At 71.5% G+C, this 20,044-nt stretch carries 21 protein-coding genes; 11 read left to right on the forward strand and 10 right to left on the reverse strand.

Annotated elements, in window-relative coordinates; translation table 11 throughout:
- Positions 1 to 156 precede the first annotated feature (156 nt).
- Positions 157 to 1,377 (reverse strand): acyl-CoA dehydrogenase family protein, encoded by a 1,221-nt coding sequence (locus tag ITJ60_RS13740; RefSeq protein ID WP_194648290.1) that lies wholly within the window; start codon positions 1,375 to 1,377, stop codon positions 157 to 159.
- Between the two features lie 94 nt (positions 1,378 to 1,471).
- Positions 1,472 to 2,956, reverse strand: coding sequence for a reverse transcriptase family protein (locus tag ITJ60_RS13745; protein WP_194648291.1), 1,485 nt, complete (start codon positions 2,954 to 2,956; stop codon positions 1,472 to 1,474).
- A gap of 49 nt (positions 2,957 to 3,005) precedes the next feature.
- Here ITJ60_RS13745 and ITJ60_RS13750 point away from each other — a divergent pair, with 49 nt between their 5' ends.
- The gene (locus tag ITJ60_RS13750; protein ID WP_228510236.1) at positions 3,006 to 3,566 is read left to right on the forward strand and encodes a histidine phosphatase family protein; all 561 of its coding nucleotides are present in this window, start codon (positions 3,006 to 3,008) and stop codon (positions 3,564 to 3,566) included.
- 191 nt (positions 3,567 to 3,757) lie between these two features.
- On the opposite strand, the gene ITJ60_RS13755 is transcribed toward ITJ60_RS13750, so the two are convergent.
- Positions 3,758 to 4,567, reverse strand: coding sequence for a DUF1684 domain-containing protein (locus tag ITJ60_RS13755; protein ID WP_194648293.1), 810 nt, complete (start codon positions 4,565 to 4,567; stop codon positions 3,758 to 3,760).
- A gap of 93 nt (positions 4,568 to 4,660) precedes the next feature.
- Positions 4,661 to 5,926, reverse strand: coding sequence for an ROK family transcriptional regulator (locus ITJ60_RS13760; RefSeq protein ID WP_194648294.1), 1,266 nt, complete (start codon positions 5,924 to 5,926; stop codon positions 4,661 to 4,663).
- A 134-nt stretch (positions 5,927 to 6,060) separates the two neighbouring features.
- On the opposite strand from ITJ60_RS13760, the gene ITJ60_RS13765 reads away from it, so the two are divergent.
- Genes ITJ60_RS13765 through ITJ60_RS13785 form a run of 5 tightly spaced genes read left to right on the forward strand, consistent with a single transcriptional unit; the run spans position 6,061 to position 11,507 of the window.
- Complete coding sequence (locus tag ITJ60_RS13765) at positions 6,061 to 7,059, forward strand: carbohydrate ABC transporter permease (protein WP_123672741.1); 999 nt, start codon at positions 6,061 to 6,063, stop codon at positions 7,057 to 7,059.
- 3 nt (positions 7,060 to 7,062) lie between these two features.
- On the forward strand, positions 7,063 to 8,007 hold the full coding sequence (locus ITJ60_RS13770) for a carbohydrate ABC transporter permease (RefSeq protein WP_123672739.1): 945 nt from the start codon (positions 7,063 to 7,065) through the stop codon (positions 8,005 to 8,007).
- Positions 8,004 to 9,395: an ABC transporter substrate-binding protein gene (locus ITJ60_RS13775; protein WP_194648295.1), complete on the forward strand. Its 1,392-nt coding sequence runs from the start codon at positions 8,004 to 8,006 to the stop codon at positions 9,393 to 9,395. Before ITJ60_RS13770 ends, ITJ60_RS13775 begins: the two co-directional genes overlap by 4 nt.
- Positions 9,396 to 9,435: 40 nt before the next feature.
- On the forward strand, positions 9,436 to 10,440 hold the full coding sequence (locus ITJ60_RS13780; protein ID WP_123292635.1) for a Gfo/Idh/MocA family protein: 1,005 nt from the start codon (positions 9,436 to 9,438) through the stop codon (positions 10,438 to 10,440).
- 44 nt (positions 10,441 to 10,484) lie between these two features.
- Positions 10,485 to 11,507 carry a Gfo/Idh/MocA family protein gene (locus tag ITJ60_RS13785; RefSeq protein ID WP_194648296.1) on the forward strand — a complete coding sequence of 341 codons (1,023 nt, stop codon included), beginning with the start codon at positions 10,485 to 10,487 and terminating at the stop codon, positions 11,505 to 11,507.
- Between the two features lie 104 nt (positions 11,508 to 11,611).
- On the opposite strand, the gene ITJ60_RS13790 is transcribed toward ITJ60_RS13785, so the two are convergent.
- Positions 11,612 to 12,619 (reverse strand): transporter, encoded by a 1,008-nt coding sequence (locus ITJ60_RS13790; protein ID WP_123672731.1) that lies wholly within the window; start codon positions 12,617 to 12,619, stop codon positions 11,612 to 11,614.
- A 79-nt stretch (positions 12,620 to 12,698) separates the two neighbouring features.
- Between ITJ60_RS13790 and ITJ60_RS13795 the strand changes: the two genes are divergently transcribed.
- A complete protein-coding gene (locus tag ITJ60_RS13795; RefSeq protein ID WP_194648297.1) occupies positions 12,699 to 13,925 on the forward strand; it encodes a cobalamin-independent methionine synthase II family protein in 1,227 nt (408 codons plus the stop codon).
- 69 nt (positions 13,926 to 13,994) lie between these two features.
- Here the strand turns inward: ITJ60_RS13795 and ITJ60_RS13800 are convergent, their stop codons facing one another.
- Entirely contained in the window at positions 13,995 to 14,957 is a 963-nt protein-coding gene (locus tag ITJ60_RS13800; RefSeq protein WP_194648298.1) for an SDR family NAD(P)-dependent oxidoreductase, read from the reverse strand.
- A 75-nt stretch (positions 14,958 to 15,032) separates the two neighbouring features.
- Here ITJ60_RS13800 and ITJ60_RS13805 point away from each other — a divergent pair, with 75 nt between their 5' ends.
- Positions 15,033 to 15,296 (forward strand): hypothetical protein, encoded by a 264-nt coding sequence (locus tag ITJ60_RS13805; protein ID WP_123672725.1) that lies wholly within the window; start codon positions 15,033 to 15,035, stop codon positions 15,294 to 15,296.
- A 26-nt stretch (positions 15,297 to 15,322) separates the two neighbouring features.
- Here the strand turns inward: ITJ60_RS13805 and ITJ60_RS13810 are convergent, their stop codons facing one another.
- On the reverse strand, positions 15,323 to 15,526 hold the full coding sequence (locus ITJ60_RS13810) for a hypothetical protein (protein WP_123672723.1): 204 nt from the start codon (positions 15,524 to 15,526) through the stop codon (positions 15,323 to 15,325).
- A 144-nt stretch (positions 15,527 to 15,670) separates the two neighbouring features.
- Here ITJ60_RS13810 and ITJ60_RS13815 point away from each other — a divergent pair, with 144 nt between their 5' ends.
- Positions 15,671 to 16,669 carry an alpha/beta fold hydrolase gene (locus ITJ60_RS13815; protein ID WP_194648299.1) on the forward strand — a complete coding sequence of 333 codons (999 nt, stop codon included), beginning with the start codon at positions 15,671 to 15,673 and terminating at the stop codon, positions 16,667 to 16,669.
- Here the strand turns inward: ITJ60_RS13815 and ITJ60_RS13820 are convergent.
- Positions 16,663 to 16,917 (reverse strand): Rho termination factor N-terminal domain-containing protein, encoded by a 255-nt coding sequence (locus ITJ60_RS13820; RefSeq protein WP_194648300.1) that lies wholly within the window; start codon positions 16,915 to 16,917, stop codon positions 16,663 to 16,665. The genes ITJ60_RS13815 and ITJ60_RS13820 overlap by 7 nt on opposite strands.
- A 52-nt stretch (positions 16,918 to 16,969) precedes the next feature.
- A complete protein-coding gene (locus ITJ60_RS13825) occupies positions 16,970 to 17,308 on the reverse strand; it encodes a DUF3140 domain-containing protein (RefSeq protein WP_111085659.1) in 339 nt (112 codons plus the stop codon).
- A 108-nt stretch (positions 17,309 to 17,416) separates the two neighbouring features.
- Between ITJ60_RS13825 and ITJ60_RS13830 the strand changes: the two genes are divergently transcribed.
- Entirely contained in the window at positions 17,417 to 18,316 is a 900-nt protein-coding gene (locus ITJ60_RS13830) for an SDR family oxidoreductase (protein ID WP_194648301.1), read from the forward strand.
- 155 nt (positions 18,317 to 18,471) lie between these two features.
- Positions 18,472 to 19,437 (forward strand): methyltransferase family protein, encoded by a 966-nt coding sequence (locus ITJ60_RS13835; RefSeq protein ID WP_194648302.1) that lies wholly within the window; start codon positions 18,472 to 18,474, stop codon positions 19,435 to 19,437.
- Here the strand turns inward: ITJ60_RS13835 and ITJ60_RS13840 are convergent.
- Positions 19,418 to 20,044 (reverse strand): VOC family protein (locus ITJ60_RS13840; RefSeq protein ID WP_323749179.1); only part of this gene is annotated, 627 nt, incomplete at its 5' end. The two genes, ITJ60_RS13835 and ITJ60_RS13840, sit on opposite strands and share 20 nt — an antisense overlap.

The raw sequence follows: 20,044 nt of genomic DNA on the forward strand, positions 1-20,044 counted from the left end.
TCCCGTTCGAGGTGCGCAGAACGGCCCGCCACGGTCACCTCCCCAGCGTCCGTGGCGAGCCGGTGCACCGACCGTAGGTGCTCACCTCGGCACGCTGCACGCAGGTGTCTGCGGGTTGCGCCCCGTGACGGTCCGTTACGGCGAAGCGGTCTGCCGTCAGCGGTCCAGCGGACTCGCACCGTTGACGAGCAGGTCGGCGACGATGCGGCGCTTGTGCACGCGCGGGTTGTGCGACGCCAGGGTGCGGGCGTTCCGCCAGTGTCGGTCGAGGCCGAGCGAGCGGAACGTCCCCGAGGACCCGAGCGCGTCGAACACCAGCGTCGTGGCGTCGAGCACGGCGTCCGTGACGATGGTCTGCGCGCGCGCCACCGCGACCCAGCTGCGCTCGAGCGCCGCGCGCAGCGCCGGGTCCGTCGACGGGTCCGCACCCGCCGCACGCAGGGCGGTGTGCCGGTCGACGGCCGCGTCCACCGGGCCGAGGCTCGCGACGAACGCGGCGTCGGCGGCGTGCACCCGGGCGTCGACGGTGCCGATCACGCTCAGCAGCTCCGGATCGTGGGTCGGATCCGCCGCGGTGCCGTTGTGGTGTCCGCGCGCCCGGGACCGCAGTGCCTCGACGCCCTCGCGCAGGGCAGCGCGGCCGATGCCGACCAGGATCGCGTGCATCACCGTCTGGTAGTACTGCTCCTGGTACGGGTACCGGGTCGCGTACGGCAGCACCCGTTCGTCGGGCACCGGCACGTCGGTGTAGGTCACGCTCCCGCTGCCGGTGATCCGCTGGCCGAAGCCGTCCCAGTCGTCGCCGATCAGCACGCCGGGGTCTGTCGCGTCGACGAGCGCGACGGACTTCGTGCCGGTGTCGTCGACGGCCAGCACCGTGATCCACCGGGCGTACACGCTGCCCGTCGAGTAGAACTTCTGTCCGGTCAGCCGCCAGGACCCGCCCGGGTCACGGACGATCCGCGTGGCGAGGTCCGCCCCGGACGGGCTCGGCGACTCGCTCCACCCGCCGCCGACGAACTCGCCGTCGCCGAGCCGCGTGACGATGGCACGGTCGAACGCGGTGCCCTCGGCGTGCACGCGGTCCTCGACGAACGAGAAGTGGTTCCGCCACACGTGTGCCAGGTTCGGGTCGACCTCGGCGATCTCGGCGATCGCGCGGAACACGTCGGACAGACGGGCACCGACCCCGCCCCACGCGACCGGTGTCCGCCACCGTGCGAAGCCGGCGTCGACGAGCCACCCGAGCTGCTCGGTGGCGAGACGCTCCTCGCGTTCCCGCTGGCGGGCGTCGAGACCGATCCGCTCGATCACGGGCCGGAGCGGCGCGATCAGCGCGTCGTAGTGGTCGTCGGCCGGGAGCTCACTCGGACACATGGCGGCACGCTACCCAGTGCGCGCGGCGGGCGGCAGGGCGCCGCAACGCGGGGCAACGGGGCGCAACCGGACGTCACACGGTGCGCAGACTGCCTCACCACACGATGCGCGCGAACTCCTCGCGGAGCCGTCGGGCCCGACCCGGGTTGACCTGCTCGACCCACCCGATGCGCCCGAGCAAGTGCGCGCGGAGATCCGGGTGTCCCGCACGGTTCTGGGAGGCCGGCCCGTGCACCACGGCGTTGTGCAGGATGGCGTGCAGCTGGTCGACCTCGCGGCGCCCGGGCGACGGCCGCTCGTTGACCACGACGCCCGTGACCGACTGCCGGACCCCACGGCGCCGCACCCGGGTCTTCGACGGGTTGAGGCGGTGCCCCTGCTCGGTCACGATCCGGTCGACGCCCCGCAGGAAGGCATCCGGTCGTGCGGCCAGCCGGTCGCCCCCACTGAACGTCAGGTCGTCGGCGTAGCGGGTGTACACCGCGTCGACGGCGCTGGCCCACCCGGCCAGACGGGCGTCGAGGTGCCGCAGCGCGGTGTTCGCCAGCGCCGGCGACGTCGGTGCGCCCTGGGGCAGGTGCGCCGTCGCCAACGCCTGGCGCAGCGCGTGGCGTTCCTCCGGCGAGCCGCCGGCGGGCATCGCGCTGAGCACGTGCACCGGCACCCGGTGGGTGCAGAGCCCGGTCAGCACGTGCGCGAGCGGTTCAGCGAACCCAGCGGCCCGGAAGACGCCGTAGACCGTCGGGGCGCTGACGCTCGCGAAGAACGACGTGAGGTCGGCGGTGACCACCACCTGCTGGCCGGTGTGCACGGCCGCTCCCGTGACGACGCTCCGCCCGGCCACGAACCCGTGCGCGGCGTCGTGCACGGGCAGCATCGTCAGGAGTTCGTCGAGGATCGTCCGTTGTGTGCGGCGGAGCATGTCCATCGGCTTCTCGAGCAGGCGCGGTGCTCGACCGGGTCGGGTGATCCACTCGTGCCGGTAGTGGTGGAGCGGGCTCGACGGCCCGGAGCGACGGTTCCACGCGCGGGTGTCGGCGAGCCAGAGCAGCCGGCCGACGGTCAGGTCGAGCGCCCGGGCGAGCTCCGGCAGGGTGTCGACGAGCAACGGGCTCGCGGTCTCCGGTCGGGCGCGCACCGCGGTGGCCCGGTGGACGAGCACGCGGACCGGCCGGCGGTCCTCGCGCGACCGGTGCAGTGCGACGAGGCGCGGTGCGAGGGCGAGCACGGCGGCGAGCTGGCGCGGAGCGTCCACCGGTGGCCGGGGGTACGCCTCGAGCGCAGCGGCGACCGCGAGCCCGACGTACGCGCGCTCGACGCCGACGACCACGTACCCGACGGCCGCCAGCTCGTCCGGCTCCCACCGCTCGGCCGTCAGGAACGCATCTGCCAGCGCCGCGGTGACGACGGAGAGGGGCGTGGGGTTCCCGGAGGACCTGTCGGTGCCTCCGTGCAGCGGCGCGCGCGGAGCGCGCTCGCCTGCTCGGGGCGTGTCGTCCTGCTGGTCCTGCGTGCCCCGGGGTGACCCCGGAGAGGTCGACGCGTCACGCGCGCCGGCCGCCTCCCCCGGGAACTCCACGCGCTCACCCTACGGCGGACCACTGCGGATGCCGTGCCAGGATCGGCGGATGGTCTCCTACTTCCTGAGCCACGCCGAGGTCGTCGTGGAGCCCGCCGTCGCGATCGAGTCGTGGGGGCTCTCCGCAGCGGGACGCGCACGCGCAGCGCGGTCGGGTCCGCTGGCTTGGGAGCCGGGCGTCCGGACACTCGTGTCGAGCACGGAACGCAAGGCCGTCGAGACCGCCGAGCTGCTCGGGGCCGCGGTCGGGCTCGTGCCCGCGCAGGATCCCCTGCTCGGCGAGATCGACCGCAGCGCGACGGGCTACCTGCCGCCGGCCGAGTTCGACGGTGTCGTCGACCGGTTCTTCGCAGAACCGACCCGATCGGTCCGCGGATGGGAGCGGGCCGTCGACGCCCAGGCCCGCATCGTCGGAGCGGTCCGGCGGCTCACTGCGGCGGGCGACGCGACCATCGTGTCCCACGGTGCGGTCGGGGCGCTGCTCCTCGCTGCCCTGACGGGAGCGCCGGTGTCACGCGCGCTCGACCAACCCGGCATGGGCAGCGTGTTCGCGTTCGATGCGCAGGAGTGGCGTGCGACGAGCACCTGGCAGCGCATTCCCCTCAGCTGATGCGTGCGCCCTCCACCGACGCCGAACGACACCGTGGTCGTCGTACGACATCGACCTCGTCGCTTCCGCGCGGCTGCAACGACCCGCGCGCGCAACGGACGACGTCCTCGACGTCGTACGACATCGAGGACGTCGTTCCGCGTCGGCCCGCTCACGGCGACCGGGCGGCGGCGCTGCCCGAGCGACACCGGTCAGGCGGGGAGACGCTCCCCGGCCTCGACCGCGACGTCGAGCCGGTTCTCGGCCGGTGGCAGCGGGCAGGTCGCGTGCGCGGTGTACGCGCACGGCAGGTTCGTGGCGCGGTTGAAGTCGATCCGGGTCGCCCCGGAGGCGTCCGGTGCGGCGATGTCCAGGCTCCGGTTCGCGCCGTACGTCGTCACGCCGCTGGTGCGGTCGGTGAACAGGACGTGCAGAGCGTCGCCGTGCCCGTTGAACGCGAGCAGCGACCGCGGCCCGTCGAGGTCGAAGGTGAGCACGCCCGGCGCCGAGTACACGTGCTGCAGCCCGTCGACGACCGAGCCGACGGTGACCTCGCGCGGTACGTCGAACGGTTCGAAGTGCGCGTCGACGACGAACCGGTCCGATGGCTCGTACGTCGGGGTGCCGGGGTACTCGGTCCGGGTCGGGTTGCCCGGGTGCCGGGGCCGGATGACGTCGCTGCCGCCGCGCCGGGCGACCTCGACCACGACGGTCTCGTCGCCGTCCTGCCACACGACGTTCGTGCTCGAGCGCTCGGGCAGTGGTCCGAAGCGGTGGGTCCCGGTGACCGGCTGCCCGTCGACCGTGATGGTCTCGCCGTCCGCGAGCTCGACGACGGGGCCGTCCTCGCCCGTCGACCACGTTCCCGGGGCGTCGTCGAACCGCTCGGGCGTGCTCGTCAGCCACCGGATGCTCGTGATGGCGAGGAAGCCGTGCTCGCTCGCCCGGGCTCGTTCGTGGGCGTCGTGCCAGGCCGCCCACTCGGTGGCGGAGTCGGGTGCGGTCGGCGTCGTCGTGCTCATGCCCCCGACGCTACGACGCCCGGGCCGCGAACGCGACGTCCCCGTCGCGCGACGTCACGCGCACGGCCGACCCGAGGCCCTGGACGGTCCCGCTCACCAGGGGTGGGCGATGCTGCGGACGTGCACCGGGCCTCCCGGTCGACGCCCCGTACCGACGCCGGTGCCGCGGCCGACGGGGGCAGGCACGGCGAGGTCGGCTTGCAGCACCGCGCAGGCGGCGCCACGGGCCACCGAGGCCTCGCCGAAGGCGGTCGCCGCGACCGTCGGGAACGGTCCGTGCGGCAGGCGGACCGCGAGCCGCTCGCGGACGGCCGCGATGAAGCCGTCGCCGCCGGCGAGGGCCGCGCTGCCACCGATCACGACGCGCGGCACGTCGAGCAGCTCGACGACGTGGGCGAGCGCGGATCCGAGCGCTGCACCGGCCTCGGCGACCAGCGGCGCTGCGGACGGCGTCGCGCAGAGCCGCTCGAACGCGTGCCGGACGTCGCTCGCGCGATCGAGCGGGATGCCCGTGGGGAGCAGCCCGGCGGCGATGGCGCGCCGGACCTGTTGCAGGGGCTGGCAGGCTTCCCAGACCTCGGTCCAGCGGCCGTGCGCCTCGACCGGCATGCCGCCGAACTCACCGGCGTTGCCGGTGGCGCCGCGGACCACCTCGCCCGCGGCGACCGTCGCGGCGCTGATGCCGTGGCCGAGGAACACGGAGACCAGGTCGTCGGCGCCGGCAGCGGACCAGACCTCGCCGAGGGCGCTCGCGACGCCGTCCTTCTCGAGGCGCACCGGCAGACCCGTCCGGGCGGCGAGCTCGTCGGTGACCGGCAGTGACCACCAGGCGGGCAACTGCGCGGGGGTGCCCATCCGGACGCCGTCGGGGGCGATGGAGCCGGGGACGGCGAGGCCGATGCCGGCGGGAAGGGGAACGCGCGGACGGGCACCGCCACGGACCCGGTGCACCGCCGCCGCCATCGTGTCGAGCGTCCGCACCGGGTCGTCCGTGGCGTCCAGGTCGACGTGCTCGACGGCCAGCACGGCTCCGGTCAGGTCGGTGCGCACGACGACGAGGTGCGCCGGGTCGAGGTGGACCCCGATCGCCGACCGCGACCCCGCGACGACCTCGAGCTGCCGCCCACCGCCGGGGACCTCGCGCACCAGTCCCGATCCCACGAGTCCGGCTGCGATGTTGGACACCGTCTGCGCGCTGAGCCCGGTCGCACGCATCAGCTCGGCGCGGGCGAACGGTCCCCGGCGACGGACGAGATCGAGCACCAGCGCACGGTTCTGGACCCCGACGCGCACGAGGTTCGTGCCGCCCGTTCTGCCCTGCACCACGGTGTCAGGAAGGGGTTGACGCGGCTCGGACATGGTCCCTAGCATCTCTGGTCATACGAATTTGTCAATCAATTGGATTGAAACCGCGACGGTGCGATCGGTTCGCCCGTCCGGAGACGGGTTCGCCTGTGCCACACCGTCGTGGCACGGGGTCGGGAGGGACGCTCGTGACGACGACCGCACGATCCGGAACAGCAGCACCACCGCGAACGGCGCGGGGCGGTGACACCACCGTCCGACGACGACCACGCGAGAAGCACCCGTGGACACCGGCCGAGAAGCGCCGGCTGCGCGTCGGCATCGCGTTCATCTCACCGTGGATCCTCGGTGTGCTGGTGTTCATCGCGTACCCCCTGATCTACTCGTTCGCGATCAGCCTGACCCGGTACTCGGGCATGGCCGACATCACCTGGGTCGGGTTCGCCAACTACGTCGCCGCGTTCATCGACCCGCTCGTGCACACCGCGGTCGGCAACACCCTGTTCTACGCCGTCATCGCGGTGCCCGTCGGGATCGTCATCGCCATCGTGATCGCCATCGCGATGAACCAGGACGTCCGCGAGATCGGCTGGTACCGGACGGCCCTCTACATCCCCTCGCTCATCCCGACCTTCGCGCTGGCGTTCATCTTCGTGGTGCTCGTCAACCCGCAGACCGGCCTCGTCAACCAGGTCATGAAGCTCGTCGGGATCCCGGCCACGAACCTGCTCGGCGACCCGACCACGGCGAAGCTCGTCATCGTCGCGCTCGCCCAGATGGGTGCCGGCAACGCGGCGCTGATCTTCCTCGCCGGGCTGCGCGGGATCCCCAAGACCCTGTACGAAGCCGCTCGCGTGGACGGGGCCGGACCGCTCCGGCAGTTCTTCGCGCTGACGCTGCCGCTGCTCTCCCCCGTGATCCTGTTCAACCTGATCACCGGCATCAGCAACGGCCTGCAGGTCTTCACCGAGGCGTACGTGATCTCGTCCGGCACCGGAGGACTCGGCAGCCCGGACAACGGGACGTTGTTCTACATGCTCTACCTCTACAAGAACGCGTTCAGCTACGCGCAGCTCGGCTTCGCCAGCGCCATGGCCGTGCTGCTGTTCCTGGCCGGCATGATCCTGTCCGGGCTCGTGTACTGGCTGTCCAAGCGCTTCGTCAACTACGACGTGACCGGGGAGTGACCGATGACACTGCGCACTGAACGACACCCCGACCGGGACACCGTCACCTCGTCGATCGAGTCCGTCCGGCCCCGCGGTCGCAAGGGAGCCGACGACCGCTCCCGGAACGCCGACGGCTCGATCCGCTCGCCGTGGTCGTCCGTCCTCGCCCGCGTGCTCCTCATCGCGATGAGCCTGCTGTTCCTCATCCCCATCTACTGGATGGTCATCTCGGCGCTGAAGGGCAACTCCGAACTCGGTGCCTTCCCGCCCACCTGGTTCCCGCAGTGGCTCGACTGGTCGAACTTCGGCAAGGCGATCGACGCGATGCCGTTCTTCACGTTCTTCCGGAACACGCTCATCATCACGGTCTGCGTGACGCTCTTCTCGATGGTGTCGAACCTCGTGATCGCGTACGGGTTCTCGTGCCTCGAGTGGCGCGGCCGCGACAAGGTGTTCTACATCGTGCTCGCCACGCTGTTCATCCCGTTCCCCGTCACGCTCATCCCGATGTTCGACCTGTACGCCCGACTCGGCTGGATCAACACCTTCCTGCCGCTGATCGTGCCGAGTCTGTTCGGGTCCGCGTTCTACGTGTTCCTGCTCCGGCAGTTCCTGCTGCAGATCCCGAAGGACCTGCTCAACGCAGCGCGGATGGACGGCGCCTCCGAGTGGGGCATCCTCTGGCGGATCGTCTTCCCGCAGGCCAAGGCGGCGCTCGTCACGGTCGGGATCTTCGCGGCGGTGGGTGCCTGGAACGACTTCCTCGGGCCGCTCATCTACCTGCAGGACGAGAACGTGCAGACGCTGTCCATCGGGCTGCAGATCTTCCGTCTCAACAACTCGCAGGACTTCCAGTTCAACCAGCTGATGGCGGCATCGGTGCTCATCATCCTGCCGCTCGTGGTCCTGTTCTTCGTGTTCCAGCGGACGTTCATCAAGGGCGTCCAGATCGGGAGCTTCAAGTGAGCAGCGCATTCGACCGACGAACGTTCCTGCGCGGTGCGGCCGCGACGGGCGGTGCGGGGGCGCTCGCGCTCCTCGCAGCATCGTGCGCCTCCGGCTCGAGTGGCCGGAGCAACCCGAACCAGGTCACGATCTGGGGTGTCACCGGCACGTTCGTGCCGTTCCAGACGAAGGTGATCAAGGACTTCAACAAGATCCACCCCGAGGTCGACGTCAAGGTCAACGTCGTGCCGTCGCAGGGCACCGGCGACGCCACGAGCATCATCACCGCGGTGCGCGGCGGCACCGCCCCCGACCTGTGGCTCCTCGACCGGTTCAGCGCAGCGCAGTACGCGGCGATCGGCCTCATCGAACCGATCGACGACATGATCGAGGAGTTCGAGGACCAGCCGAAGGACGAGTTCCTGGCGCAGTGGCTCGGGTTCACGATCGGCGAGGTCACGTACCAGGGCAAGACCTACGGCCTCCCCCACGACACCGACGCCCGCGGCATGTTCGTGAACCGGAAGATGCTCACCGGCGCTGGGATCGACCCCGACGAGTTCGACTGGGAGCACAACGGTCCGGTGAGCATGGACCGGATGTGGGACGTCAGCGAACGCATCACGAAGAAGTCCGGTGGCAACTACACCCACATGGGACTGCTCCCCTGGTACGGCGAAGGCTGGCCGTTCACGTGGGGGCTCGGCCTCGGTGCGTCGTACTTCGACCAGCAGGACTCGAAGATGACGATGGACTCGACGAGCGTCCGCAGCATCTTCGAGTTCTACGAGGACTGGGCGAAGCGGTACGGCTACAAGGACGCCGACACCTTCATCGCGACCTACGAGCCGACCGGGCACCCGCCGGGACAGACCGCGTTCATGGCGGACCGGATGGCGTTCATGGTCAGCGTCCCCTCGACGATCCAGACGTTCGACAACTACGGGCCGAAGGACCTCGACTGGGGCACCGCGTACCTGCCGACCCAGCAGGACGGCGGCGACAAGTACACGTGGTCCGGTGGCTTCGCGCTGTGCGTGCCGAAGGGCTCGAAGAAGAACAAGGCCGTGTGGGAGCTCATGAAGTACTTCACGAGCAAGCAGGGCCAGGAGACGTACGTCGTCCCCGCGACGAGCGTGCCGTCGAACATCGCGGCGCTCAAGGATCCGAAGGGATCGGCCAAGTCGATCCGGTTCTTCGTCGAGTCGATGGGTGCGTCGAGCTGCCGCCCGCCGCTGCCCGTCGGCGGCGCGTGGTGGGACTCCCTCGCCGACGCGCGCTCGAGCGTCCTGCTCGGCACCGCGAGTCCGCAGGAAGCCGTCGAGCGGGCCCAGAACCGCGTCGACCCGATGATGCAGACCTACTCGCCGTTCACGCTGCCGAAGGACTACGACAAGGTCCGGATCTGAGCAGGAACGCTCTGGTCGTCCGCCCATGAAAGGAACACCCATGCCCTCCACCCCCTTGCGCGTCGCCGTCCTCGGCTTCTGGCACGTCCACGCCGGCGACTACGCGCAACAGACCGTCGACCACCCCGGCACCGAGCTCGTGGCCGTCTGGGACGACGACACCGAGCGCGGCCGAGCCGGCGCCGAACGGTTCGGCGTCGAGTACACCGATGACCTCGATGCGTTGCTCGCCCGCACCGACGTCGACGCCGTCACGATCACGACCTCGACCGACGTCCACCGCGACGTGATCGAACGCGCGGCAGCGGCTGGCAAGCACGTCTTCACCGAGAAGCTCCTCGCCCCCACCGTCGAGGAGTGCGACGCGGTCATCGCCGCCTGCGACGCCGCCGGGGTCACGCTCGTGGTCTCGCTCCCGCGGCTGTACCACGGCTACACGGCCGCGATCCGGCGCGAGCTCGACGCGGGCCGCCTCGGCGACGTCACGTACTCCCGTGTCCGGCTCTCGCACGACGGTGCCGTCGCACCGTGGCTGCCGGAGCGGTTCTTCGACCCGGCGACGGCGATCGGCGGCGCCCTCACCGACCTCGGCTGCCACCCCGTCTACCTGACGCAGCTGTTCCTCGGTGCCCGCCCCGACACGGTCGAGGCCGTCTACCGCTCGTACACCGGCCGCGCGGTCGAAGACCACGCCGTGGTCACCGTCGGCTACGCCTCGCAGGCGATCGGCGTCATCGAGGCCGGCTTCGTCGCGGGCACACCGTTCACGATCGACGTGGCCGGCACCCGGGGCTGGCTCGCCTACTCCGACCAGGAGGCCCGGCTCACCGCCGGCGGACCGGCCTACGGCGACGAGCCGGTCACCCTCGACGTCCCCGCCGACGCCCAGGACGCCTTCGGTCAGTGGGTGGACCACATCGCCGCCGACACGCGTGCCGACGACAACCTCGCCCGCGCCGTCGAGCTCACCCGCCTGGTGGTCGCCGCGAACGACGCCGCGGGCCAGCCCGCGACGAGCGACGCCCTCGTCGGCGCACCCGCCTGACCGCCCCAGCAGTCCAGCACCTCGAACCAACCACAGGAGTCACCATGTCCAGCGACATCATCCGCGTCGGCCTCATCGGCGGGGGCGGCATCGCGTCCGCGCACATCGCCGGCTACGCCGAGCACCCCGACACGATCCGCATCGCCGCGGTCGCCGACGCGTTCGCGGCCACGGCCGAGGAACGCGGGGCGGAGCTCGGCGTCCCGTTCTTCACCGACTACCTCGCCATGCTCGAGCAGGCGGACATCGACGCCGTCGACATCTGCCTGCCGCACCACCTGCACCGCGATGCGATCGTCGCCGCGGCGAAGGCGGGCAAGCACGTGCTGTGCGAGAAGCCGTTGTGCCTGAGCCCCGACGAGGCCGCCGACGTGCAGCGCGCGGTGTCCGAGTCCGGCATCACCCTGATGTGCGCGCACAACCAGCTGTTCATGCCCGCGGTCGCCAAGGCCAGGGAACTCATCGACGGCGGGGCCCTCGGCACCGTCTACGAGGTCCGCACCACCGACTCGTTCCGCAACGAGTTCGACCCGACGAACATGGGGTGGCGCGCCCACGCCTCGACGAGTGGCGGCGGTGAGCTCATCGACACCGGCTACCACCCGAGCTACCTGCTGATGCACCTGGCCGGCGGCGTGCCCGTGCAGGCCACCGCGATGCTGTCCACGCACCGGCTGACGTTCATGGAGGGCGAGGACTCGGCGCAGGCCCTGTTCCGCTTCGACAACGGCGCCGTGGGCCAGCTCGTGACGAGCTGGGCGTACGACCCGGCCGCCGGCACCGAGCGGTTCAGCGTCGTCGGCGAACACGGCGCCCTGACGAGCGACGGCACCACGCTGCGATGGGACCTGCGGGACGGCACGAGCGAGTCGGTCACCTTCGAAGAGGTCGACACCTTCGCGGCCGAGATCGGCGCGTTCGGGGCGTGCCTGCGCGACGGCACGCGGCCGATCCACACGGAGCGCGAGGGCATCGCGGTGCTCGGCATGATCCTGGCGGCGTACGAAGGTGCCCGGACGGGGACCATCGCCCCGGTGCTGACGGCGGACGAGACCGTCAGCGCCTGATCCCTCGCGCGGTCGCGTCGCACTGCACACCCGTTCTGCGACGATCCACGAGTCGTTCGACGCGTGGTTCGTCGCAGAACGGGTGCTGACGCACCACGGCACCGTCACTGCGTCGCGGGTGCCGCGTCCTCGTCGTCGGCCGCGTGCAGCACCGACTCGGCCTGCCCGAGCAGGTGCCGCGCGGCCAGGCTCAGCGACCGCACCCCGACCACGACGACGAGCAGGGTGAGCAGGACGAGCAGCACGGTCGTGGGCACCCACGCCACCGGCAGGTCGAGCACCCGGAACCACTCGATCGCCGCCGTCGCGACCGCCGCAGCCGGGAACACGAACGACCAGAACCCGAGCGAGAACCCGAGCCGGACGTACCGGGGCAGCAGGGCGAGCTGCACGAGGAGCATGAGGACCCCGAGGCCCGCGATCGCCTGCACGGGCAGGGTTCGGGCGTCGTCGGTGAGCGCGAACAGGGACACCGTCGCCACCGCGGGCGGAGCCACGAGGATCGCCATCGTGGGGACGAGCGGGTCGGGCAGTGCGGGGCGGAACGACAGCCGGATGAGGAGCAGACCGGTCATCACGCCCCAGAAGAACACGCCGACGCCGAAGCACGCCCAGGACAGCCATCCCACACCGACCTCGTGCGTGGCGACGGCGGCGACGAGGGCCGCGGCGACCGTCGGCAGCAGGTAGCCGCCGTGCACGGCCTCCAGGGTCAGGCGCCCCTCGAACCACGTGCTCAGCAACCACGCCGCGAACCCGGCAGCGACCGCCACCGCGAGCACCACGAGGACCTGCCCCCCGATCTCCCAGAACCGCGCGAGGTCGACGCCGAGGAGCATCGCCGTCGCGGGGACCAGGGCCGCGATCGGGCCCTGCGCGGGGTGACGGAGCTGGTCGACCAGGCGTTCGTCGACCCGGACGCCCCGCAGGACGTGCGCGCCGAGCAACCACGACCACGCCACCGCCGCGACCACCCAGAACACCTGCGGAACGACGGACGGCACGCCGAGGACGGGTGCCGCGTACGACCAGGTCTCCGCGAAGCCGGCCAGGCCGAACGGTGCGGCGAGGGTGTTGAGCGGGATGCGGGAGGTCGGGCGTGCACTGGGCATAGGGATCCCATTCTCCCCGGCTCGCGTCGTGCCACGGAACGGAGCCCGGCTCGGAGGCGCCCCGTGGCACATTGGGCCCATGCCCTTCGAGAACACCGACCACGTCCAGGCCACCACCGCCGGGTCGCTCCCGCGCACGCCGGAGCTCATCGCCGCGAACGCCGCCCGCCCCGTGGGCGCCGACGGCTTCACGCTCGAGACCACCGACGAGGTCCGCGCGATGACGAGCGCGGCCGTCGACGACGTCGTCGCCCGCCAGACCGCCCTCGGCATCACACAGCCGGGTGACGGCGAGTTCGGCAAGGCGATGTCGAACAGCGTCGACTACGGCGCGTGGTGGGGCTACTCGTTCCAACGCGTCAGCGGACTCTCACTCACCGACGCCGACATCTTCACGCAGCAGCCGGTCCGGTCCGGTCCGGGCAACGTGCAGCTGACCAGCTTCCCGGACCGTCGCGACTGGACGATCTTCCGCGAGGCCTACACCGACCCGGAGTCGGGCATCGGCACCGGCAAGAACGCCACCGCGTTCCCCACCACGACCGGCCCGATCGTCTACACCGGGCACGAGGCCGCCCGCACCGACGCTGCCAACCTCGAGCACGCCGTCGAAGCGGCCGGTGCCGAGAACGGCTTCATCACGGCGCTCTCCCCCGGCTCCGCCGCACGGGTCGCGAACGAGTACTACGCCACCGACGAAGAGCACATCTGGGCCTGGGCCGACGCCCTGCGCGAGGAGTACCGCATCATCCTCGACGCGGGCCTCGTGCTGCAGATCGACGACCCCTCGATCGCCGAGAACTGGGACCAGATCAACCCGGAGCCGAGCATTGCGGACTACCGCGCCTTCACCCGGATCCGGGTCGAGGCGCTCAACCACGCGCTCGCGGGCCTGGACACCAGCCGTGTCCGCTTCCACCTGTGCTGGGGCTCGTGGCACGGCCCGCACACCACCGACATCGAGCTCCGCCACATCGTCGACCTCATGCTCGACATCGACGCCGGGGCGTACTCGTTCGAGGCCGCGAACGCCCGGCACGAACACGAGTGGACCGTGTGGCAGGACGTCACACTGCCCGACGGCAAGGTGATCATCCCCGGCGTCGTCGGGCACGCCACGAACGTCGTCGAGCACCCCGACCTGGTCGCGCAGCGCATCGAGCGGTTCGCCTCGGTGGTCGGGCGTGAGCGCGTCATCGCCGGCACCGACTGCGGCCTGGGCGGCCGCATCCACCCGCAGATCGCCGCCGCGAAGCTCGAGTCGCTCGGCGAGGGCGCACGCCGCGCGAGCGCGAAGCTCTTCTAGCGTTCCGACGAGGGACGGGAGGCCCGTGGCAGCGTCGCCACGAGCCTCCCGTCCGCCGTTCCGGTGGGGCTACCGCCGTGCGCGGCCGAGCACGACCGCTCCGACCGCCGCAGCCGCGCCGAGCCACACGAGCGGACGCGTGACACGCCGTCGCTTCGCGACCCAGCCGCCGTTCGTGGCGTTGCCGGCGTCCGCCGGGGCGTAGAGGTTGCCGTCGGTCGGGTCGCCCTTCCCGCGCAGCGCGAAGGTCTCGACCATCGGCTTCGTGATCTTGTGGAACAGCCCCGGGAACACGTACTGCAGCGGGACGAGCGACGCCTGGATGCGGCCGACGTAGCGGTACCGCTTCGGGTGTGTGGCGGCGGCCACGACGGCACGACCCGCGCGCTCGACCGAGACCGTCGGCGGCAGCGGGTGCGAGTTCTTGCCGGTGTAGTTGGCGCCGTTCTGGTAGATCGGCGTGTCGATCGTCGACGGCAGCAGCGTGGTGAAGCGGATGCCGGTGTGCGCGAACTCGTCACCGAGGACGTCGATCAGGCCGAGCGCCGCGTGCTTGCTCGTGACGTAGGCCGACTGGTAGGGCGCCGACAGCAGCGACTGGATCGAGCCGACGAGCACGTAGGTGCCCGTGCCGCGCTGCTTCCAGTGCGGGAGCAGGTGCGTGATCGCGTTGAGGTGGCCGTAGAGGTTCGTGTCGACGACCCGTTTGAACGCCTCGGTGGGGGTCTGCTCGAACAGGCCGTAGACGAACAGGGCCGCGTTGCCGACGAAGACGTCGATCCGCCCGTGCCGACTCGTCACCGTGCCGATGAGGTCCTCGACCTGGTGCTCGTCGGCGACGTCCGTCGGGATCGCGACCGCATCGGCCCCGAGTGCACGGCACTCGGCGGCGGCGGCCTCGAGGGAGTCGTGGCCGCGTGCGGCGAGCACGAGCGTGGCACCCTGTCGGGCGAACTCGTGCGCCGCGGCCCTCCCGATGCCGCTCGATGCTCCGGTGACGACGACGATCTTCCCGCGGTACCGATGTCCCATGCGTCCTTGGTACGCGCTGCTGGTCCGTTCCCGCACAGACGGGCCGTACCCCTCGCCCCGGTGCGAGGATGGAGCATGCGCAAGGACGACCTGACCGTCGACGAAGCCACGGTCATCGCCGAACACGCCCGGTCCGGTGCCCTCGAGCTGGACGACCCCGAGGTCCGCAAGGTCGTCGAGCAGGCGAACCGGGTGCTCGTCCGCGCGCAGATGTGGGGCGAGGAGCGGAGTCCGAAGCTGCGTCGTCGCCGTCGCTTCATCGCGATCGGTGCGCTCGTGATGGTGCTCGTCTGGGTGGCCGGCTTGCTCGTGCCGCTCGCGCTGCGCTTCGGCGTGTAACCGGAGCAAAGCCGTCGGCGCCCGGGTCAGCGGCCGGCGCGGGCGTTCCGGGCGAGCAGCCAGAGGTACGTGCTGTGCCCGACGAGCGCCAGGCCGAAGAAGATCGCGGCGACGGCGTAGACGCGGTCGAGCTTCCCCTGCCCGATCACGAGCATCACGATGCAGAAGGCAACGGCGATCGCCAGCACGCCGACCTGCACGGTCGACCAGATCCGTCGGAAGCGCGGCATGCCCGTCTCGTTCACCCGGCCATTCTCCCCCATGCCGAACCCGCCGTGCGGTCGCCCGACGTCAGCCCGCGGTACGACGCGGGCGAGGCACGTCGGTACCGTGCTCCGATGTGCGGCGGTCCGAGCCCGACCTAACGTGCAGGCATGGACACGCACCACCCCACAGCCACCCCCACCAGCACCCCGGTCCGCCCTGCACCCCGACGCCGTCGCCCGCTCCGGATCATCGGGTTCTCGCTCGTCGGACTCGTCGGCCTCGGCGCCCTGACGCTCGGCGGCACGGCCACCTACGACGCGATCGCGACGGCGGCGGAACGGGACGACATCCGCCCGTACGGCGAACTCGTCCCCGTCACCGGAGGCCGGGTGAACGTCGCCGTCACCGGGTCCGGGGCGTCGACCGTCGTGCTGCTGCCCGGCTTCGGCACGGCATCCCCCGTGATCGACTTCGCCCCGCTCGTCGACCGGTTGCAGGACACGCACCGGGTGGTGGTCGTCGAGCCGCTCGGGTACGGCCTGAGCGACGGCACCGACCGGCCTCGGACCAGCGCGAACATCGTCGACGAGGTGCACCAGGCGCTGTCGACGCTCGGCATCGACCGGTACGTGCTCGCGGGGCACTCGGTCGCCGGGATCTACGCGCTCGAGTACACGAACACGTACCCGGACGAGGTGCAGGCGTTCGTCGGCATCGACAGCAGCGTGCCGACGCAGCCCGGCATCGACGAGGCCGTCGGGTCTGGCCTGTTCCGCTTCGTGAAGGCCACCGGACTCGCCCGCGTGCTCACTGCCGTGTCCGGCGACGCGTACGCAGGGCTGCCCTACACCGATGCGCAGAAGGAGCAGATGAGCCTGCTGTCACACCGCACCAGCATGCGCGCGACGTACCTGGACGAGTACGAGCACCTCGGCGCGAACTTCCGGCATGCCCGGGCCCTCGCGTTCCCCGCCGATCTGCCGGTCCGCCTGTTCGTCGTGGGCGACGACCCGGTGGTGCCAGGGTGGGAGCGCCTGCACCGTGCGCAGGCGGCGTCGGTCACCGACGGCCAGGTCGTCCTGCTCGACGGCGGGCACTACCTGCACCACACGCACGCGGCGGAGATCGCCGAGGGCATCGACGCGGTCGCCGACCTCGGTCAGTGATCCCGGAGCGCCTCGACGAGCTCGGCCTTGCGCTTCGACGAGTACCCGGTCAGGCCGAGCTCCTTCGCACGCTTCCGGAGGTCGGCGACGGTCCAGTCGTCGTACGAGCCGGACTCGCCGCCCTTCCGCCCGACTGCCTCCTCGCCGCGGGCCGCTGCGGCGTTGCTGATCCGAGCGGCCTTCTCCTTCGAGTTGCCCTCCTTGCGGAGCTCCTCGTACAGGTCCGGCTTCTTGAGTTGGTTCGGCATGGTGCGTCACGGTACGCGCGGCGGCCCGGCGTCGTTCCGCGCCGACGGCGGCTCAGCGCTTCTCGGGGTCGTGGCCCCAGTTCATCAGCGACCACCGCCACGGGGTGTCGTGCACGTCACCGTCCGGCCGCTGCTCCGAGTGCCGGGCGACGTAGCCGACCACCTTCCGCATGTGGGCGTGGTCGTCGTCGGTCCGGTCCGCCTTGTGCTTCTCGAGGATCCGGATGACGTGCCGCCCGCTCTCGTGCCCGGTGGACTCGCCGCCGCCCGGGGGCTTCTGCCCGACGTGCTTCGACTCGTCGGTGTCGAGCCACTCGCGGAGCTCCGACGGGGTCATGTTCACCGCGTCGGCGAAGTCGCGCTCGGTCTGCTGGTCGTCGTCGTCACTCATGGCCCCGAGGCAACCCCGCGGTCCTGGACGGGTGCGCAGGGCGGATGGCGCTCCGCCGCCGCCCAGCCGGGGCGGGTTCCGTGGAGGCACGAGCAGGAAGGAACTCGCATGCCCACCGACCAGTACGAACACGGCGACCCGCGCACCCGCTACCCCGATGTCCAGCCGGACCCGCAGACGCAGGACGAGCCGGGCCTCCAGTCCGCCATGGACCCGGTCCCCGACCTGGGCGAGACGAGCTACCGGGGCACCGGCCGGCTCGCCGGCCGCAAGGCCCTGATCACCGGCGGTGACTCCGGCATCGGCGGCGCCGTCGCGATCGCGTTCGCCCGCGAGGGCGCCGACGTCGCGATCGCCTACCTGCCGGAGGAGCAGTCCGACGCCGACCACGTCCTCGAGCAGATCCGTGCCGCCGGACGCACCGCCGTGGCGATCCCCGGCGACCTGCGCGACAAGGCGTACGCCCAGGAGCTCGTCGACCAGGCCGTCGCCGGACTCGGCGGTCTCGACGCCCTGGTGAGCGTCGCCGGCAAGCAGCGCTGGCAGCCGGACGTGCTCGACGTCACCGACGACCAGTTCGAGGCGACCTTCGACGTGAACGTCTTCGGGCTGTTCCGCCTCGTCAAGGCGGCGCTCCCGCACCTGGAGCCCGGCGCGACGATCACCACGACGGCGTCGATGGAGGCGTACAAGCCGGCTCCCGACCGCCTCGACTACGCGGCGTCGAAGGGCGCGATCAACAACCTGTCGAAGGGGCTGTCGCAGCTGCTCGTCGAGCGCGGCATCCGCGTCAACGTCGTCGCTCCCGGGCCGACGTGGACGGTCCTGCAGCCGAGCGGCGGCGTCGACCCGTCGACGCTGCCCGAGTTCGGCAGCAGCGAGTCGCCGATGGGCCGCGCCGGACAGCCAGCCGAACTCGCACCGGCCTACGTGTTCCTGGCGTCGGACGAGTCGAGCTACGTCGTCGGCGAGACGCTCAACGTGAACGGCGGCATGGTCACGCCCTGACCTGCACCGCGCGCCGACGGGCAGATCAACCGCGAGGACTGATCTCCGGTACATCGTGAGCAGGAATGGTCGGGTCCGCTTGCAGCACCCGACCATTTCTGCTCACGAAGCGCCCCGGGCCCGCCGCCGCGGTCTCCCACTGCTAGCGTGCAGACGTGTCCTGGGGCCGACGGTACTTCGCACTGCAGGCCCTCGGCGGCGCGGCGTGGTGGATCACCGTCGCGACCGTCCCCACCGTCCGGACGCTCACGCTCGGCTCGCTGGACCCGCTGGTCGTCGCGGCCTTCGACGTCCCGCTCTTCGTCGTGGCCTCGGCACTCGCAGCGGTCTCCGCGGGCACGGTCGGGCGGATCGCTGCGACCGTCGCCACCGGGTGGACCGCGCTCGTGCTCGCCGGTCTCGCCGCCTGGGCGACCGGCACCGGCGAGGCCGGCTGGGGCGTCGTCGTCATGACCGCGGCGACCGTCGGTTCCGTGTTGGCCCTCGCCCTCGTCCTGCTCGGCCGCGTACCGACCGAGTGGCTGACGTCCGGTCCACTGCGGTTCCGCACCGCCGACCCGGGTGCCGCGACGTCACGGCACGTGGTCGCGACGACCGTGCAGATCATCGTCTTCTGGGGGCTGTTCCTCGGGGTGTTCCCCGTGGCCATCGCCGTCGCCGAACACCGCTGGCGGCTGCACCCCGCACTGCCCGGACCGGTCGTGACCGCGCTGCTGGTGGTCGGGCTCGTCGTCCTCGCGCTCGCCAGCGCGCTCGGCATCGCGTCGGCGGCGGCGATGTCGACCAAGGGCGCTGGCACCCCGCTGCCGTCCGCCAGTGCGAACCGGCTGGTCGTCGCCGGCCCGTACCGCTCGGTGCGCAACCCGATGGCGCTCGCCGGCATCACGCAGGGCGTCGCCGTCGGGCTGCTGCTCGGGTCGTGGATGGTCGTCGTCTACGCACTCGCCGGGTCGATTGTGTGGAACTGCGTCGTCCGGCCCCTCGAGGAGGCCGATCTCGAGGCCCGTTTCGGCGACGACTTCCGCCGCTACGCCGCGCGGGTCCGGTGCTGGGTGCCACGGTGGCCGATCGCGGCGAGCGTCGGCGGGGTCCCGGTCCCCCTCAGCTCGCCGCGCCGGTGATGTTCACGAGCCACGTGACGCGGAACCGGTCGGTGAGCATCCCGAAGGTGTCGCCCCACGGAGCCGTCGTGAGCGGTTCGATGATCGACGCGCCCTCGGCGAGTCCGTTCCAGTAGCGGGTCAGGGCCTCGTGGTCGTCGCCACTGAGCGACAACGAGATCGTGCTCTCCGACGGCGTCTGCATGCCCGTCGGCGCGTCCGAGGCCATCAGCAGCAGGCCGTTCTCGCCCTCGAGCTGCCCGTGCATGACCTTGTCGGCATCGGCGGGGTCCTGGCTCATGCCGGCTTCGCCGAAGGTGCCGATCGTGAGCTCGCCGTGGAACACCGAGTGGTAGAAGTCGAGGGCTTCGCGGGCCCCCGAGCGGAAGCCGAGGTACGGGTTGAGACGCACGGACACGGTGGACTCCTCACGACGGGCGGGCGTCGTCGCCCGCTGCGCGCCCATCGTCGCAGACGCGACGTCCCCGCGGAAGGGCGCGGGACCGAGAACAGCCCACGAGACGGCCTGGAGGCCCGTGGCGGCGCCGCCCCGCGCCTCCCGTCCGACACGGTGCAAGCCGAGACTCGGCGACGCTGCCTCGAGACTCGCGGTGAGCGACAGTTCGCG

It is taken from the genome of Curtobacterium sp. VKM Ac-2884 (assembly GCF_015350945.1).
In the GTDB taxonomy this organism is placed as follows: domain Bacteria; phylum Actinomycetota; class Actinomycetes; order Actinomycetales; family Microbacteriaceae; genus Curtobacterium.

Coding starts and splice junctions, on each gene's coding strand:
- ITJ60_RS13740 (WP_194648290.1), bottom strand. CDS start 1,377: ATGTGTCCGAGTGAGCTCCCGGCCGACGACCACTACGACGCGCTGATC.
- ITJ60_RS13750 (WP_228510236.1), top strand. CDS start 3,006: ATGGTCTCCTACTTCCTGAGCCACGCCGAGGTCGTCGTGGAGCCCGCC.
- ITJ60_RS13755 (WP_194648293.1), bottom strand. CDS start 4,567: ATGAGCACGACGACGCCGACCGCACCCGACTCCGCCACCGAGTGGGCG.
- ITJ60_RS13760 (WP_194648294.1), bottom strand. CDS start 5,926: ATGTCCGAGCCGCGTCAACCCCTTCCTGACACCGTGGTGCAGGGCAGA.
- ITJ60_RS13770 (WP_123672739.1), top strand. CDS start 7,063: ATGACACTGCGCACTGAACGACACCCCGACCGGGACACCGTCACCTCG.
- ITJ60_RS13780 (WP_123292635.1), top strand. CDS start 9,436: ATGCCCTCCACCCCCTTGCGCGTCGCCGTCCTCGGCTTCTGGCACGTC.
- ITJ60_RS13785 (WP_194648296.1), top strand. CDS start 10,485: ATGTCCAGCGACATCATCCGCGTCGGCCTCATCGGCGGGGGCGGCATC.
- ITJ60_RS13790 (WP_123672731.1), bottom strand. CDS start 12,619: ATGCCCAGTGCACGCCCGACCTCCCGCATCCCGCTCAACACCCTCGCC.
- ITJ60_RS13795 (WP_194648297.1), top strand. CDS start 12,699: ATGCCCTTCGAGAACACCGACCACGTCCAGGCCACCACCGCCGGGTCG.
- ITJ60_RS13800 (WP_194648298.1), bottom strand. CDS start 14,957: ATGGGACATCGGTACCGCGGGAAGATCGTCGTCGTCACCGGAGCATCG.
- ITJ60_RS13805 (WP_123672725.1), top strand. CDS start 15,033: ATGCGCAAGGACGACCTGACCGTCGACGAAGCCACGGTCATCGCCGAA.
- ITJ60_RS13810 (WP_123672723.1), bottom strand. CDS start 15,526: ATGCCGCGCTTCCGACGGATCTGGTCGACCGTGCAGGTCGGCGTGCTG.
- ITJ60_RS13815 (WP_194648299.1), top strand. CDS start 15,671: ATGGACACGCACCACCCCACAGCCACCCCCACCAGCACCCCGGTCCGC.
- ITJ60_RS13820 (WP_194648300.1), bottom strand. CDS start 16,917: ATGCCGAACCAACTCAAGAAGCCGGACCTGTACGAGGAGCTCCGCAAG.
- ITJ60_RS13825 (WP_111085659.1), bottom strand. CDS start 17,308: ATGAGTGACGACGACGACCAGCAGACCGAGCGCGACTTCGCCGACGCG.
- ITJ60_RS13830 (WP_194648301.1), top strand. CDS start 17,417: ATGCCCACCGACCAGTACGAACACGGCGACCCGCGCACCCGCTACCCC.